General features: G+C 52.8%; 16 protein-coding genes. 3 read left to right on the top strand and 13 right to left on the bottom strand.

The annotated features are described in order from the left end of the window. Positions 1–2: 2 nt before the first annotated feature. The 6 genes from accC to cutA form a co-directional block, all read right to left on the bottom strand. Positions 3–1,352 carry an acetyl-CoA carboxylase biotin carboxylase subunit gene (gene accC / locus ACT53C_RS03940; protein WP_194749586.1) on the bottom strand — a complete coding sequence of 450 codons (1,350 nt, stop codon included), beginning with the start codon at positions 1,350–1,352 and terminating at the stop codon, positions 3–5. 112 nt (positions 1,353–1,464) lie between these two features. Further along, positions 1,465–1,917 (bottom strand): acetyl-CoA carboxylase biotin carboxyl carrier protein, encoded by a 453-nt coding sequence (accB, locus tag ACT53C_RS03935; RefSeq protein ID WP_476144877.1) that lies wholly within the window; start codon positions 1,915–1,917, stop codon positions 1,465–1,467. A gap of 32 nt (positions 1,918–1,949) precedes the next feature. Continuing rightward, positions 1,950–2,387: a type II 3-dehydroquinate dehydratase gene (aroQ, locus tag ACT53C_RS03930; protein ID WP_275357328.1), complete on the bottom strand. Its 438-nt coding sequence runs from the start codon at positions 2,385–2,387 to the stop codon at positions 1,950–1,952. A 190-nt stretch (positions 2,388–2,577) separates the two neighbouring features. Continuing rightward, the gene (locus ACT53C_RS03925; protein WP_275357330.1) at positions 2,578–3,114 is read right to left on the bottom strand and encodes a TlpA family protein disulfide reductase; all 537 of its coding nucleotides are present in this window, start codon (positions 3,112–3,114) and stop codon (positions 2,578–2,580) included. Continuing rightward, entirely contained in the window at positions 3,107–4,879 is a 1,773-nt protein-coding gene (gene dsbD, locus ACT53C_RS03920) for a protein-disulfide reductase DsbD (protein WP_476144944.1), read from the bottom strand. The genes ACT53C_RS03925 and dsbD overlap by 8 nt, the downstream gene beginning before the upstream one ends. 43 nt (positions 4,880–4,922) lie before the next feature. Beyond that, positions 4,923–5,258, bottom strand: coding sequence for a divalent-cation tolerance protein CutA (gene cutA / locus ACT53C_RS03915; protein ID WP_379073854.1), 336 nt, complete (start codon positions 5,256–5,258; stop codon positions 4,923–4,925). Between the two features lie 30 nt (positions 5,259–5,288). Between cutA and ACT53C_RS03910 the strand changes: the two genes are divergently transcribed. Both ACT53C_RS03910 and ACT53C_RS03905 read left to right on the top strand, forming a co-directional pair. After that, complete coding sequence (locus ACT53C_RS03910; RefSeq protein WP_476144875.1) at positions 5,289–5,747, top strand: FxsA family protein; 459 nt, start codon at positions 5,289–5,291, stop codon at positions 5,745–5,747. A gap of 20 nt (positions 5,748–5,767) precedes the next feature. Then, positions 5,768–6,778, top strand: coding sequence for a CDP-6-deoxy-delta-3,4-glucoseen reductase (locus ACT53C_RS03905; RefSeq protein WP_476144873.1), 1,011 nt, complete (start codon positions 5,768–5,770; stop codon positions 6,776–6,778). Positions 6,779–6,903: 125 nt separating this feature from the next. On the opposite strand, the gene ACT53C_RS03900 is transcribed toward ACT53C_RS03905, so the two are convergent. The 4 genes from ACT53C_RS03900 to ACT53C_RS03885 are packed head-to-tail and all read right to left on the bottom strand — an operon-like array spanning position 6,904 to position 13,294. Further along, complete coding sequence (locus ACT53C_RS03900; RefSeq protein WP_476144872.1) at positions 6,904–9,975, bottom strand: efflux RND transporter permease subunit; 3,072 nt, start codon at positions 9,973–9,975, stop codon at positions 6,904–6,906. Then, positions 9,972–11,165, bottom strand: coding sequence for an efflux RND transporter periplasmic adaptor subunit (locus ACT53C_RS03895; protein ID WP_476144871.1), 1,194 nt, complete (start codon positions 11,163–11,165; stop codon positions 9,972–9,974). Before ACT53C_RS03895 ends, ACT53C_RS03900 begins: the two co-directional genes overlap by 4 nt. Before the next feature lie 6 nt (positions 11,166–11,171). Continuing rightward, complete coding sequence (locus ACT53C_RS03890) at positions 11,172–12,638, bottom strand: efflux transporter outer membrane subunit (protein ID WP_476144870.1); 1,467 nt, start codon at positions 12,636–12,638, stop codon at positions 11,172–11,174. Further along, positions 12,635–13,294 carry a TetR/AcrR family transcriptional regulator gene (locus ACT53C_RS03885; RefSeq protein ID WP_476144869.1) on the bottom strand — a complete coding sequence of 220 codons (660 nt, stop codon included), beginning with the start codon at positions 13,292–13,294 and terminating at the stop codon, positions 12,635–12,637. Before ACT53C_RS03885 ends, ACT53C_RS03890 begins: the two co-directional genes overlap by 4 nt. 164 nt (positions 13,295–13,458) lie before the next feature. Between ACT53C_RS03885 and ACT53C_RS03880 the strand changes: the two genes are divergently transcribed. Further along, the gene (locus ACT53C_RS03880) at positions 13,459–13,992 is read left to right on the top strand and encodes a YaeQ family protein (RefSeq protein WP_476144868.1); all 534 of its coding nucleotides are present in this window, start codon (positions 13,459–13,461) and stop codon (positions 13,990–13,992) included. Between the two features lie 119 nt (positions 13,993–14,111). Here ACT53C_RS03880 and ACT53C_RS03875 read toward each other — a convergent pair whose 3' ends face one another. The 3 genes from ACT53C_RS03875 to ACT53C_RS03865 form a co-directional block, all read right to left on the bottom strand. Beyond that, entirely contained in the window at positions 14,112–14,399 is a 288-nt protein-coding gene (locus ACT53C_RS03875) for a hypothetical protein (RefSeq protein ID WP_194749024.1), read from the bottom strand. Between the two features lie 97 nt (positions 14,400–14,496). Further along, positions 14,497–14,763 carry a hypothetical protein gene (locus tag ACT53C_RS03870; RefSeq protein WP_476144867.1) on the bottom strand — a complete coding sequence of 89 codons (267 nt, stop codon included), beginning with the start codon at positions 14,761–14,763 and terminating at the stop codon, positions 14,497–14,499. 265 nt (positions 14,764–15,028) lie between these two features. Further along, positions 15,029–15,484, bottom strand: coding sequence for a very short patch repair endonuclease (locus ACT53C_RS03865; RefSeq protein WP_476144866.1), 456 nt, complete (start codon positions 15,482–15,484; stop codon positions 15,029–15,031). Positions 15,485–15,527 lie beyond the last annotated feature (43 nt).

Raw genomic sequence — 15,527 nt, 5'->3', positions numbered from 1 at the left:
AATTATTTCGAGCTGATACCCAGCTTCTGCTCCAGATAGTGAATGCTGGTGCCGCCCTGCTGGAAAGCCAAGTCGGCCATCAGATCAGAATGCAGCGCAGTATTGGTTTTAATGCCTTCGACATACATCTCGGACAAGGCCACGCGCATTCTGGCAATCGCCTGTTCGCGTGTCGCACCGTGTGTAATCAGCTTGCCGATCATCGAGTCATAATGCGGTGGCACGGTATAGCCGCCATACACATGCGTATCCATGCGTACGCCAGGGCCGCCGGGCATATGAAAGCGATTGATAAAGCCTGGTGAAGGCACAAAGGTATAAGGATCCTCGGCGTTAATCCGGCATTCGATGGCATGACCATTGAGCACGATATCGCGCTGACGGAACGGCAGCTTCTCACCGGCAGCGATGAAGATCTGCTGCTGAACCAGGTCGATACCCGTGATCATTTCAGTGACGGTATGCTCCACCTGCAAGCGGGTGTTCATCTCAATAAAGTAGAACTCGCCATTTTCATACAGGAACTCGAAGGTGCCTGCGCCACGGTAACCAATCTTGCGGCAGGCCTCGGCACAACGCTCACCAATTTTGTCGCGCAGTCTTTCTGGCAACAAGGGCGAGGGTGCTTCTTCAATAATCTTTTGATGGCGGCGCTGCATGGAGCAATCGCGGTCACCCAAGAACACGGCGTTGCCATGCTGGTCAGCCAGAATCTGGATCTCGATATGGCGCGGGTTTTCAAGGAATTTTTCCATGTAAACCATCGGGTTGCCAAAGGCAGCCTGTGCCTCGGCTTTGGTCATATTGACCGCATTGAGCAAGGCGGCTTCGGTATGCACCACGCGCATGCCACGACCACCGCCACCGCCCGCTGCTTTAATAATCACCGGGTAGCCTACGCGTTTGGCCGTTTTAATGATTTCAGCCGGATCATCATTCAGCGCACCATCTGAGCCAGGCACACATGGCACACCCGCCGCTTTCATGGAGTCCTTGGCAGACACCTTGTCACCCATCAGGCGAATGGTCTCTGCGCGGGGGCCGATAAAGACAAAACCGCTTTGTTCAACCCGCTCGGCAAAGTCGGCATTCTCGGATAAAAAGCCATACCCTGGGTGAATCGCTTGCGCATCCGTTACTTCAGCCGCACTGATCACGGCAGGAATATTCAGGTAGCTTTTTGCAGAAGGTGCTGGGCCAATACAGACAGACTCATCGGCCAGCTTGACATATTTGGCATCACGGTCAGCCTCAGAGTGCACAGCCACCGTTTTAATCCCCAACTCACGACAAGCACGTTGCACGCGCAAGGCAATTTCGCCGCGGTTGGCAATCAGGATTTTCTCGAACATTATTTACTCCGCGTCTCAATAGCCGCTAGACAATTAAACTTCGTTGCTGCGAAACCCGCAGAGGGCTGCTGGTCGCCGCCACGGGCAATCAGTACTTTTTCAACCATCACGATTAACCAATCAGGAACAGAGGCTCGCCGTATTCCACAGGCTGACCGTTCTCAACGAAAATCTTTTTAATCGTGCCCGCATATTCACTCTCAATTTCGTTGAGCAGCTTCATGGCTTCAATAATGCACAGGGTGTCCCCTGTATTGACAGTGCTACCAACATCGACGAACGCTTTCGCATCTGGAGAAGACGCGCGATAGAACGTACCGACCATCGGTGATTTAACTACCGTGCCTTCTAGCACTTCTGCCGCTGCAACGGCGGGAGCAGCGGCTGCTGCGGGTGCCGCTGCAGGCACGGAAACAGGCGCAGCGACATATTGAGTCACTGGTGCAGCACCCGGTGCCATGGCGCGACTGATACGTACCTTCTCTTCACCCTCAGTCAGTTCCAGCTCGGAAATCCCCGATTCCTCGACCAGATCAATCAGTTTTTTGAGTTTGCGTAAATCCATATAAGCCTCGAATGTAAATGTTTTAAATGTTATTAGCGTTGTTGGATGTAGCGATAGGCGGCGTAGTATCCCTCTGCGCCCAAACCGCAGATGACGGCGGTCGCCAGATCGCTGAAATAAGAATGATGCCGGAATGACTCGCGGGCATGCACATTGGAGAGATGCACTTCAATGAATGGAATGTTCACTGCCGAAAGGGCATCCCTGATGGCAATAGAAGTATGTGTGAAGGCGGCAGGATTGATAATGACGTAATCCACCCGGTTCACAGACAATGCATGAATTTTCTCTATGATCTCCGCCTCAGAGTTGCTCTGAAAGGATTCAAGACGTACCTGATCGGCCCGCGCCAATTCCAGCAGATGCTGGTTGATATCTGCAAGCGTTTGGCTACCGTAGTGCTGTGGCTCACGTGTCCCCAGCATATTCAAGTTGGGTCCATGTATCACCAGGATGGATTTGGCGCCCATTTCAGATGCCTCTCAAAGAGAAAAATACAACCTTCATGGCGTCGAAGTTTGCCGAAGTTATTGCATTTTGTCCAGTAAAATTCGCAATTTGGAACAAATGGAAAGTCGCCAAAACGGCAGCAACTGGTACAGATCAGGCGACAAACCTAAGCCATAAGCGGCCTGTTTGCGCACAGAACTGGGCAGGCATTTAGGGCAAGTTGAGTGCTTTTTGCAGCATTTGGCGATTGACTCTGCCGAAGAAGGTGTGTGTCACTTGGCCGTTGGCAGAAATCACCACGGTGTAAGGTAATACGCCTTTGGTGTTGCCCAGTTGCTCGGCCAAAGGCATACCTTCGTTCTCGGCAATTAACAAAGGATAACTGACGGGCGTACTCTCCGCGAACTCATGCACAGCGGCTGCCTCGTCAATGGCCAGGCCTAATACTGCAATTTCGGGGTGTTCGGCCGCCAGCGCTGAGATTTCGGGCATTTCTTCACGGCAAGGCTCACACCATGTCGCCCAAAAATTCATGATGACAGGCTTGCCTTTAAAGCTTGAAAGCGCATACGTCCTGCCACCAGCATCCTGCAAACCGACGCTCCATACCGCGTCAGGCACCATCATCGCCGTTTGAGTAGGGGCAGAAGTCATCCATTGATCACGGTGAAGGTAAAGCCAACGGAATCCGCTACCGAGAACAACGATCAGTAATATCGTCATGACCAAACGCGCAATATTATGCATGTGCAGACTTCTCCATGGCGCTTAAAGGCAATTTGCGTAAGCGGTCAAGAAATTGTGTGGCGTCCTGATAGCCTTTGATCACAGGTTGCAACGGCCGTCCCTGCGCATCAAAAAACACGATCCCTGGCGGCCCGAACAATTCAAAGCGCTTGAGCAATGCGGCATCTTCCGCCCGGTTTTCGGTCACATCAGCCTGCAACAGCACCACATCTTTGAGCGCAGCCCGCACTTCTGGCTGGCTAAAGACAAACTGCTCATATTCTTTGCACGAGACACACCAGTCTGCGTAAAAATCCAGCATCACGGGTTTGCCCCGCGCAGCCGCAAGCGCATTTTCCAGCGCTTGTACATTTTGCACGCGTTTGAATGGCAGTGCTTGCACATCCTTCGCCGAAGCAGACATGACCCCCTGCAAAGGCTGTAGCGGAGAGCGTGCGCCCGACCAGGCACCCACCAGCAGTGCGGCGCCATAAAGCAGCAACATGACCGCAAATCCCTTGCAAAGACGTGCGGTGCTCCCCGCATCCGCAGGCAAAGAGTCTATTGCGCGCATATAAATGGCCGGGACAATACACAAGGCCGCCCATAAAACCAGTTGCGCTGACACAGGCAGCAACGGGCTGACGATCCAGACCGAGACAGCCAACATCAACACCCCAAACAAACGACGAACGGCATTCATCCATTCGCCCGCCTTGGGCAAGACCGTACCCGCTGATGCGCCAATCAGCAATAACGGTACACCCATGCCCAGCGACAATGAAAACAATGCCACCGCGCCCAGCACCACATCATGCGTCTGGCTGATATAAAGCAGCGCACCCGCCAGCGGCGCGGCGACACAAGGGCTGATGATCAAGGCAGATATGGCCCCCATCAAGAAATCGCTGGCCAGATGGCCACCCTTGAAACGACTGCTCCAGTTAAAAAAGTAATTTTCAACCGCTGACGGCAGTTTGAGCTCGTAAAAGCCGAACATGGAGAATGAGAGCACCACAAAAATCAGGGCGCCGATGATCAGGGCGGCAGGCGTTTGCAGCGCGCTGCTCAAGAGTTGCCCAGAGAGCCCGGCAGCGACACCAGCCAGGGTATAAGTCAGGCACATGCCCAGCGTGTATGCCAATGACAAGGTAAACGCCTTGCCACGCGACACATGGGCATTTTTGCCCACAATAATCCCAGACAAAATAGGAATCATGGGGAACACGCAAGGGGTGAATGCCAGCAACAGGCCTGCACCAAAAAAGCCAGCCACAATCTGCCACCAGTGGCCAGAGGCCAAAAGCTTGCCAGAAAACTCGTCCTCACTCTCCGCGTTGACTGGCTGTGCACTGCGAATATTATCCGCCGAGGCAACCGCGTCCAATGCAAGTGATTTGGTTTGTGGGGGATAACACAGGCCTTTTTCACTACAGCCTTGATAGCGTACTTGCAACACCTGAGGGGCGGCCCCTGCAAACGTGACCTCGGCCACGGTGTCGTGGTGAAACACCTGCTGTTCGCCAAAATTGGGATCATGCTTGGTTTCACCGGCTGGCAAGCTGAGCTGTGTCGTGTCGCTGGCCGGTAAGAGTTGTATGCGGTCTCTATATAAATAGTGGCCTGGTGCTACAGTAAACCGGATCTGGGCATGCATGGCATCCGTCAGTGCCGCATCGACCTTGAATGCCTGATCGACAGGCAAAAAATCTTCGCTGCTCTCTTCAGTGAATAGTTTCGAGAATTGTGACGCCGCGTGCACAGGCAACATCATCACGCATAGCATGCCCAGCACCCATGCTACTTTAAACCCATTTTTGATCAACGCTTCACTCCTGCATCCCTGTCTCGGCCGCCACCCATGCCAAATATTCCGGCAAACCCTCGCTCACATGGATGCCTACAATCTCTGGAAGTTCATAAGGATGCAGCATTCTAAGCCTGGCCGCACAGGCGGCATACCCCTGCCGCGTGGTTTTAATGCTCAGGGCGATTTCTTCCGCTTGCTCAATCTGCCCTTGCCAGCGATAAATAGAGGTGACCGGACTTGAAATATTGACGCATGCCGCCAACTTGTCTGTAATTAAGGTCTGCGCGATATGCTCGGCACATGCCTTGTTCGGCACATGCGTAAACACGATTATAATTTCCTCTTTTGGCGTCATCGCGCGCTGACTCACAGACAGGATTCTGACATGCGTTTTCTCATCCTTGCTATTCTACTGGCTTTTCCGTTTCTGGAGATAGCGGTCCTGATCGAACTCAGTCAGCGCTATGGCTGGTGGGTCTTGGTCTACTTGATTATGATCGGCTACCTGGGCCTCAAGCTGATTCGTGGTGAAAAAGACCTGATCGCGTCACGCTTGTTTCAGCAAATGACGGCCGGTGGCAACCCGGTAGCCGCCATCTTTTCCACTGCCAGAAACTTGCTGGCCGGAGTATTACTCCTGATTCCGGGCGTCATTAGCGATGTCATTGCCGTGATTCTGTTACTGATTCCAACCAACAACCCAACCGTCAGCGGGCAGCAGCATCAACAACCTAATGCACGCTACCGTCACAGCGCGAATGACGAGGTGATTGAGGGGGAATTTACCGAAGTCCCTGACAGCAAACCGGTAGATAATGTCGTGCATCTCCCGCGCAAAGATTAACGCTTGGAAAATATCGTCTTATGAACCGTGTCCTGATTGAAAACAGTGGCCATACCTTTGATGTCCGCCCCAGCCAAACCGTGCTCGAAGCCGCCATTGAAGCTGGTATCAACTTACCCTATGGCTGCCGTAATGGCGCTTGCGGCGCCTGCAAAGGCAAGGTACTGACCGGCAAAGTCATGCATGATGATTACCAAGGCAACGCCTTGACCGATGCCGAGCTTGCAGCTGGCATGGCTTTGTTTTGCTGTGCCAGACCCCTTGAAGACCTGGTCATTGAATGCCGCCAGATCGATATGGTGCAAGGCATCAAACCGCGTATTTTGCCGGTACGCATTCAACACAAACAGCAGTTCGGCGACGATGTAATGGTCTTGCACCTGCAATTGCCTGCCACTGAACAACTGACCTTTATGGCTGGACAATACATCGAGTTTCTACTCAAGGATGGCCGCCGCCGGGCTTTCTCCATCGCCAATGCGCCACATGAAAAAGGGTTTCTTGAATTGCATATCCGTAAAATTGCTGGCGGGCATTTTACCGAGCAAGTGTTCAATGACATGCCGCTTAAAACCATATTGCGTATGGAAGCGCCTCTCGGCAGTTTTTTCCTGCGAGAGCAAAACCAAAAACCCATCATCATGGTGGCCGGTGGTACGGGGTTTGCACCGGTCAAAGGCATGATAGAACACATGATTTTCAATCAGATCCAACGCCCCGTTTACCTCTACCGCGGCGCGAGACGAACCGGCGACTTATATATGGATGACCTCTGCCAGCGCTGGACACAGTTCATGCCGAATATTCAGTATATCCCCGTCATTTCTGACGGTCACGACGACGATGGCTGGCAAGGCCGCCGTGGCCTGGTGCATCAAGCCGTGTTGGAAGATAACGCCGATTTAAGCGGGTTTGAGGTCTATGCATGCGGCGCACCAGGCATGGTGGAGATTGCGAAAGCAACGTTTGTGAAACAGGGCCTGCCAGAAGAAGAGTTTTATAGCGATGCGTTTACGTTTGCGCCCAATTAATCGGGCTATAGTAAATCGATTTGGCGCGACGATCAGCGCGCTTCACTGATCGTTTTATCACCGGCCCTGCAGAGCCGGTGATTGTGTGAGGGCGCAAAGCCGCCCGCTCGCAGGGACACGCCTGATCAAACATGCTGTTTAGCCCATCTTGTCAGCCCCCTCAACCATCCCAGCAAATCATCCACGTAGGTGTACAGCACCGGGATCACCACCAGACTCAGCACGGTTGAAGTAATTAATCCGCCAATCACCGTAATCGCCATTGGCGCGCGGAAGCTAGGATCCGCACTCCAGCCCAGGGCAATCGGCAGCATACCGGCAGCCATGGCAATGGTGGTCATGACAATCGGCCGCGCACGTTTATGGCACCCATCGATAATCGCATCAAACCGGCTTAACTGGCGCTCTTTTCTGGCCATGATGGTGTACTCCACCAGCAAGATCGAGTTTTTGGTCACCACACCCATCAACATCAACAACCCAATCACACTCGGCATGGAGAAGCTGTTGTGGGTGACCAGCAAGGCAAAGAAGGCCCCACCCAGTGACAAGGGCAGCGCCCCCAAGATGGTTACTGGTTGCAGAAAGTCGCCAAACAGCAAGACCAGCACCACATAGATGCACATCACGCCGATGACCATGGCGCCGCCAAAGCTGGCAAACAACTCGTTCATGCGTTTGGCATCACCTGACTCCAGCTGCTTCACGCTGGGCGGCAACGATTGCATGGCGGGCAGCTGTTGTACTTCACGCAGGACCTCACCAATCTGACGCTTGTTGAGTTCGATATCGAAGGTCACATTACGCATGCGGTCCATACGGTCAATTTGCTGCGGCCCACTGCCCATGCGAACGGTGGCCACGGTTTCCAGACTGACACTGCCGTTGCGTGCGGGCACCCGCAGCTGGGCAATTTCTTGCAAACTGGTGCGTACACTGGAACCCAACCGCACTCGGATAGGCACCTGGCGTTGTGGCAAATTGAGCTTGGGCATGGTATTGGAGAAGTCGCCAGAGGTGGCAATGCGAATCACCTGTGCAATCGACTCTACCGTCACCCCCAGCTCGGCGGCCTTGTCGATATCGGGGATGATCTGCACCTCTGGCCGTTGCAGGCTGGCACTGGATGTGATGTTGCCGACACCGCTCAAGGTACGCAATTGTTGCTCCAGCTGTTGGCTGGCATTGCCCAGCGCAATGCCATCATCGCTGGCCAGTGTGATCTGCAGTTTTTCACCGGATTCCCCAATGCCGACGTTGACGCGTGCGCCCGGCAAGGCCTTGAGTCGCTCACGTAACTCGGCTTCAATTTCGGATTGTTTCTGATGCCGCTCACTACGATCCGTCAGACTAATCACCAGGCTGCCCTTGCGTACATCCGTACTATTCTGAGAAGCATTGGGCCCACCCCCGCCTGTGCTGGCCGTGCCCGCAGCGCTAAACACTGCCTTCACTTCCGGGTGCTGCTTGACGATCTGCTCTGCCAGACTAACCACTTCGCGCGTCTGTTCCAGCGCGGTCCCCGGCTGCAACTCAATATTGACCTTGGTCTGGCTACTGTCAGAGGAAGGCACAAAGCCTTTGGGCAATAGTGGCATCAAACTCAATGAGCCGACAATGAACAATACAAATGCCAGCACCACGGTTTTACGGTGGCGCAAACACCACTCCACACTGCGTAAGTAAGCGCGCATAAAGCCAGAGATTTGCTCTTCCTTGACTGGGTGCGGTTTTAACAAATAGGCTGACATCATCGGCGTCAGCAAGCGGGCGACGACCAGCGAGCCCATGATGGCAATGGCCGCCGTAATGCCAAACTGCTTGAAGAATTTACCCGGTATGCCGCCCATAAATGCGGTGGGCAGAAAAATCGCCACCAGCGTAAATGTGGTGGCAATCACCGCAAAGCCGATTTCATCAGCGGCCTCCATGGCGGCCTGATAAGGGGACTTGCCCATGCGCAGGTGGCGGACAATGTTTTCGATTTCTACAATGGCATCATCGACCAGAATCCCCACCACCAACGCCATGGCAAGCAAGGTGAGAATATTGAGCGAGAAGCCGAAATATTGCATAAATGCAAAGGTCGGGATCATGGATAAAGGCAGAGCGACGGCGGCAATAATGGTGGCGCGCCAGTCGCGCAAAAACCACCACACCACCAGAATAGCGAGCAATGCCCCCTCGTACAGCAATTGCATGGAGCCGTGATAGTTATCTTCTACCGGCTTAACCATGTTAAAAGCCTCCACAATCTTCACTTGTGGATGCAAGACCCTGAATTTTTCCAGCGCGGCACGCACATCTTTGGCCACCGTCACCTCACTGGTACCTTTGCTACGCGTAATTTCAAACCGGATGACTGGCTTGCCATCATAGCTGGCATAGGTGGTGCGCTCGGCATAGGTATCAATCACCTCCGCCACTTGCGACAACTTGATGTGGCGACCATCGCCGATGGGAATATCCAGATTGCGGACTTCATCCGCACTATGCAAGGCGCCCAGGGTGCGTACCGACTGAATATTGTCGCCAATATCCCCTCGCCCGCCCGAGGCATCCTGCTGTACGCGTTTGAGCTGTGCAGACACATCGCTGACATTGACACCCAAACCCGCCATCAAGGTCGGATCAAGATTAACCTGCACTTCGCGGTCTACGCCACCGGTACGCGTAATCTTGCCCACGCCATTCACTGCCAGCATGGCCTTGCTCACTTCGTTGTCGACAAACCACGATAGCTCGCCTTCATCCATATTGTCAGCCGAGGCGACGAAAGTGAGGATCGCGCTGCCGGAGGTCGTCACTTTAGACACAGTAGGCGTCAGTACCGCAGCGGGCAACTCCGAGCGCGCGCTATCAACCGCATTGCGTACCAGATTCAGCGCCTCTTCACTGTTGGTATCTATGGTGAACTGCACACTTATGCTGACACTGCCATCGGTGATTTTGGTGGTCATATGCTCGATCCCACCAATGGTCGCAATCTTGTCTTCAATCTTGCGGGCCACTTCGGTTTCCAGCTGTGGCGGGGCCGCACCTTCCAGCGTCGCACTGACCGAAATCACCGGCAGCTCAATATCCGGAAAGTTCTGTTTGCCTAATTGATTAAGTGATTTGAGACCAAGAAAGCTCAACACCACAAACAGCAGAATGGCGGGAACCGGATTGCGGATAGACCAGGCTGAAAAATTCATTTTGCAGCCTCAGGTTTGGTCACCGTCACGATTTTGACCCTATCCCCATCGTTGAGAAAAGCGCCACCACTGAGCACCAGCGAGGCCCCTGCCTCCACGCCACCAAGCAACTCTATCAGCTGCTCGCGGGTACGGCCGGTTTGTACCTTGCGCTGTGCGACCTGGCTGATACCGTCAGACCCGGATGGCGCCAGTTCAAACACATAGGCAAAGCCATCGCGGTAGGTGACGGCACTCAGTGGTACCGCCAACCCTTGCTGCTGGCCGATATCCACCTGCCCCTGCACATACATGCCAGGTTTGGCACTGCCTTTGGGAATATCCACATACACCAGCGCATTACGGGTATTGTTGTCGACGGTCGGCGAAATCAACCGCACGGTCCCGGCTACCTTCTTGCCGCCCGGCAAACTCAGGTTGACCGCTTGTCCGGCATGCAAAGCGTTTTGCTGATCTGCATTCACCTCACCGCGCCACTCAATACGACTTTGCCGCACCAGCCTGAATAACTCCGCCCCGGCCGACACCACATTCCCCAAATTGGCAGAACGTGATGAAATGACGCCATCGTCAGGCGCCACCACTTTGGTCTGGCGCAAGCGGATTTTCTGGTTCTCCAGCTCCGCCTCGGATAAAGCGAGATTGGCGCGTGCCGTCTGCTCGGCAATCATGTATTCATTGATTTTTTGCGCCGATAGCGCGCCACTGTCCTTGATTTCGCGCGCACGGTCTGCATTACTTTTTGCCTCGGCCAGCGCGGCCTTGTCTTTTTCAACCGTGGCGAGCTGTTTTTGCAAATCCGCCCTGACGGTTTCATCGGCCAGGACAACCAGCAACTGCCCCTTGCTCACTTGCGCGCCGACATCGGCCAGCACTTGCTGTATGCGCAATCCGGCAATTTCCGCACTGACCAGGGCCTCTTGCCAGGGATAGACGCTGCCATTTAGCATCAGAGTCGTCTGCCATTGCACCTTCACGGGCCGGGTGACCTCTACGCTCAGGGCGGCTTTGCCCTTGCCAGCTGACTGCGGCGCATGTTCTGTTTCAGTTTGACTGACGGCCGCGCGGTTAGCACGTTTTTCTGCCAGCTCGGCCTGATGCCGCGGATGTTGCCAGAACCAGGCACTCACACCCACCAGCACGGCCGCAATGATTAAGAATTTGGTTTTTTTTGTCAGTCTGCTCGCCATTTTGATTTACCTTTTTTCCATGGGCTTGAGGATGATGGGTTTCACCGTCGCCTGTGTTTCCAGCCAGTCACCACCAAACGCCTTGTATAACGCAATCCACTGCAACACACGGTTTTTTTGCTGGGTGATGACGTTCAGCTCGGCATTGATTTTTTGCCTGCGGGCATCTTCGAGTGACAATAAATCCAACCCGCCTGATTTCCAGTTGATCTCGGCGGCCTTGAAATATTGCTGATATTGCTGGGCACTGGCCTGCTCGGAAGTGGCGCGGCGGGTAGCACTCTCCAGATTCACCAAGGCCTGCTCCACTTCTTTGACGGCATTACGCACATCCTGCTGATAGGTTGCCAGCAAGCTATCGTAATTGGCACGCGCTTCTGCCAGATCCGCACGCAAAGTGCCGCCATCAAAAATCGGCAACTTGAGAGAAGGGCCATACGACCAGGAGTCGGTGCGTGTCACCGTGCCATTAAAGTTGGTGCGGCGATAGCCGATCGATCCGGTCAGGGTCAGACTCGGGTACATCTGGGCCTTGGAGACGCCGATATTGGCACTGGCCTCCGCCAAGTTGCGCTCATCAATGGCCAGGTCTGGGCGCCGGGTCAGTAAACTGGCCGGCAAGGCCTGCACGTCAAACATGGCAGGCTCTGGCAAGCTTTTGCCTTTCGCCAACCATTGACGCAACTCAGGCTCAGGCAAATTGGTCAACGCCACCAGCGCCTTCACCAGGCCATCACATTCGGCTTGCTGCCCATCCAGCGTAGACGCACTGGCGCGTGTCGCTGCCTCTGCGAGGGCCAGGTCAGACGGAGCAGAGAAACCAGCCTTGGCAGAAATGCCTGTCAAACGCGCGGTCTCTTTACGGGAGTCATAGGCCTGTTGCAGGGCGTCTACCGACGCCTGGCAGGCACGGTAATTCACATAATTATTTGCTACCTCGGCGGCAAGGCTCAAGCGTGCATCGTGCCAGGCAATTTTCTTGGACTCCAGTTGCGCTTTGGCTGCCTGCTTGGCGGCTTTCACCTTGCCAAACAAATCCACTTCCCAGCTGGCATCCAATGAAATCGAATCAACTTCAATGGTACTGGCCGGAAACGCGCCACCACCACCGCCTTTACTCTTGGTGGCACTGCCGGTGCTGGTTAAATCAGGGATCCCTTGCGCACGGGCAGACAAGACATTGGCGCGCGACACACGGATATTGGCCAGCGCAATTTCAAGCGAGGGACTTTCTTTCTGTGCCTCAGTGAGCAGATGGTCAAGCACAGGATCGTTGAATTGCCCCCACCAATTGTTCAGCGACGCCAGATTGCCGCCATGCGGCAACGGCGCTTGCCATTCTGTAGCTACCTTGGGTTTTGGGCGGATGTACTCATCCATCACCGAGCAACTCGCCAGCGGCAAACACACGACAGCCAACCATAGCGGCAGGCGACGCAGGTTTACCGCAGCCTTTAAGACAGGCTGCTTCATTTTTGTTCCATCCCGTGTAATCCTCTCAAGAATAACTGCACCACAAATGCAATGTGTGCTTCTGCATCCCAATCTGCTTCTTGCACCCCGAATAATGCTTTATGACGAGGGCCGGCGATCAGTAGCTCGCAATAAGACTCAGCCGCCCGCATAAAATTCAGTTGTGGCAACTCGCCTTTATCCGCATACGTTTTAAAGATATTTGCCAACATTTGATAAATGCGCTCCGGCCCCACTTCTTTCACAGCGCGCGTCAACTCTGGCAAATGCGAGACTTCTGAAACCGCAATCCTGAAAAAAGACACCATGCGCGGTTCAAGGACTTTTTTCAACATCAGTCGCCCGATATGCGTGAGCACCGTGGTCAGCGACGGGTCGGCTAACTGCTCAAGATTGGTCATGGCACGCACATCCTGCTCCACCATGTGCTTGAGCGCCGCGATCAATAACGCATCCTTGTTGCTGTACCGCTCATAGATGGTTCGCGTCGAGACGCCACAGGTTGCGGCAATCCGCGCAATACTGGTCCGTGCCACACCCTCGGTCATAAATAGTTCGAGGGCCTGCGCCAGAAATTGGGCGTGACGCTCCTGTGTTGTCCCGGTTTTTGGCCGCCCCACCTTAGGTTTGGCTGCGGCTGTGCGTGTAGAAGGCATGTCGTCCTGCGTTTCCATAAAATAAAAATAAAACGTTTCATTTTTATTTTATGGAGATTATAAAAAAACGCAAGCAGTTTGTTGTATCTCGCTGGCTACAAAGCGCTTAAGAGCATAGTTTAGTTTGTTATACTCGCTGCACTTTTTAATCGCAGGCAGTCGCCATGGCTCTCAAATCCACCATTTATAAAATCAATCTCAATATTGCGGATATGGACAGGCATTACTATCAAACGCATATGCTGACCTTGGCCAAGCACCCCTCGGAAACAGAAGAGCGACTGATGGTCAGACTGCTGGCGTTTGTGCTCTATGCGGATGAAGCCTTGCAATTTGGCAAAGGCCTGAGTGACGACGATGAGCCGGATCTCTGGCAAAAAGACCTTACCGGGGCAATAGAACGCTGGATAGGCGTCGGCCTGCCTGACGAGCGTGAGATTCGCAAAGCCTGCGGAAAAGCCAAGCAAGTGGTGCAAGTGCTTTATGGTGGCAGAACTGCAGAGATGTGGTGGGAGCAACACCAAAAAGCCATGCTCAAACTGGATAATGTCACAGTGATTAACCTGCCGGAAACCCAGGCACTCACAGCCGCTGCCTCACGCAGCCTGAGCATCAGCGTCACCATACAAGATCAGCAATTATTAGTGAGTCATGACAACGGGAGTTTTGAGCTTTCTCCCGTCATCCTCAAGGCCTAGCATCCTTCTTCCGCCTTGGAAGCTGATTGAGCACAGGCTCAAAAACAAAACCCTTCATGGATCACATGAAGGGTTTTGTTGCACCGGCACAGCCGGCGTTCAACAGCACTCAATTAAATTCAGTCTGCCGGTGAGCCCATATAAGGGCGCTTGCCAATAAAGTTCAGGCGCATTTGCTGGTGCTTGTCCAGGCCTTTATCCGGGTTATCTGTGATCAAGCCTGTGCCTTCCCATTTATCTTCAGGGCTTTGCTGTTTTGCCTGTGGGGCTTTACTGTAAGGCCGCTTGCCGAGGAAGTGGTTCTGATGCAGATTGTGTACACCACTCTCAGCGTCAGAGGTATCGCCTGCTTGAACATTCGCCATGAAGCCAAATGTTACCAGTACTGCTAATAACAATTTACTCATTATACGCTCCTTAAATCGCTCATTCTTTAATAGTTTTTACCGTTAGGGTGAGTAACGGTCAGGTTTATGGTGGCATAGTTACCTGACAACTACCTGACTAAAACGAACGTTTGGACAGCTGGTGCATTTTCAACACTTGCTGCGCTTGTGCGGATGCAGGATTTACAACCAAAGTCGCACCTACCCAGGCTTGATCAGCCGCTGCGCTAGCCACCACGGCAGGTGTGGCATAAGGACGTTTGCTTAAAAAATGCTGTGTATGCGCGGTTTGTTGAATATTTTTCTCACCTTCAAATGCCACGGCCGTTGAGGCCACGAACAAACTTGAAACCATAAAACCCACAGAAATAAATTTACGCATCATGTGTCTCCTTGTCCGGTTAATGTGATTCATGTCTTCTCGTTTACATGTTTGCTCAATCACGATGGTTTGTATTTTGCAACCTACCAGGCAAGAAAGAATCTCTCGATATACGTAGTTTGGTATATACCTAACAGCATACATCATTGATGGGTAATCAGAGGGGTTGGGTTACGTAAATATTTGCTTGGTAGGTGCGAAAGGCCAACATTCGACAGAGAAATGCTAGTTTCGATACAAGAATTAAGACTTAATGATTTAAAAAACTCTAGACAAGCCCTCTTATCACGAGATTTATACTATTTGCACAAATAATCCAATCCGAAAGGATATCGATCAGTTCTGAAAATTCAAGTTTCGACTTACCCTTCAAAGAACACTCCCAAACGGTAATAACTCTCCACCCTTTTTCTTGAAGCGCAAAAACTGCTTTATAGTCACTTGATCTGTTTTTATCAATTTTCTCAGCCCAGAAATCTGCTCTTGTTTGGGGCATTTTAAATAAGTAACAATCATGTCCATGCCAAAAGCAACCATGCACAAAAATAACAGCCCGATACTTTGGCAAGACAATATCCGGCTTCCCCTGCAGATCAGTCACATGGATACGAAAGCGGAATCCGCGAGCATGCAATGCTTTCCTGATTTTTAATTCAGGCCGTGTATTCTTGCTTCTTATTCCAGCCATCATCTGGCTTCTTTTGATTTTACTGACAATATCCATACGTAAACTTGACTGGTAATAATAAAGGGCGTAATGTCCGGTT

This window comes from Methylophilus sp. DMC14 (assembly GCF_056314085.1).
Note: the sequence above shows the minus strand (reverse complement) of the source record. Positions and strands in the feature narration are given on the sequence as shown.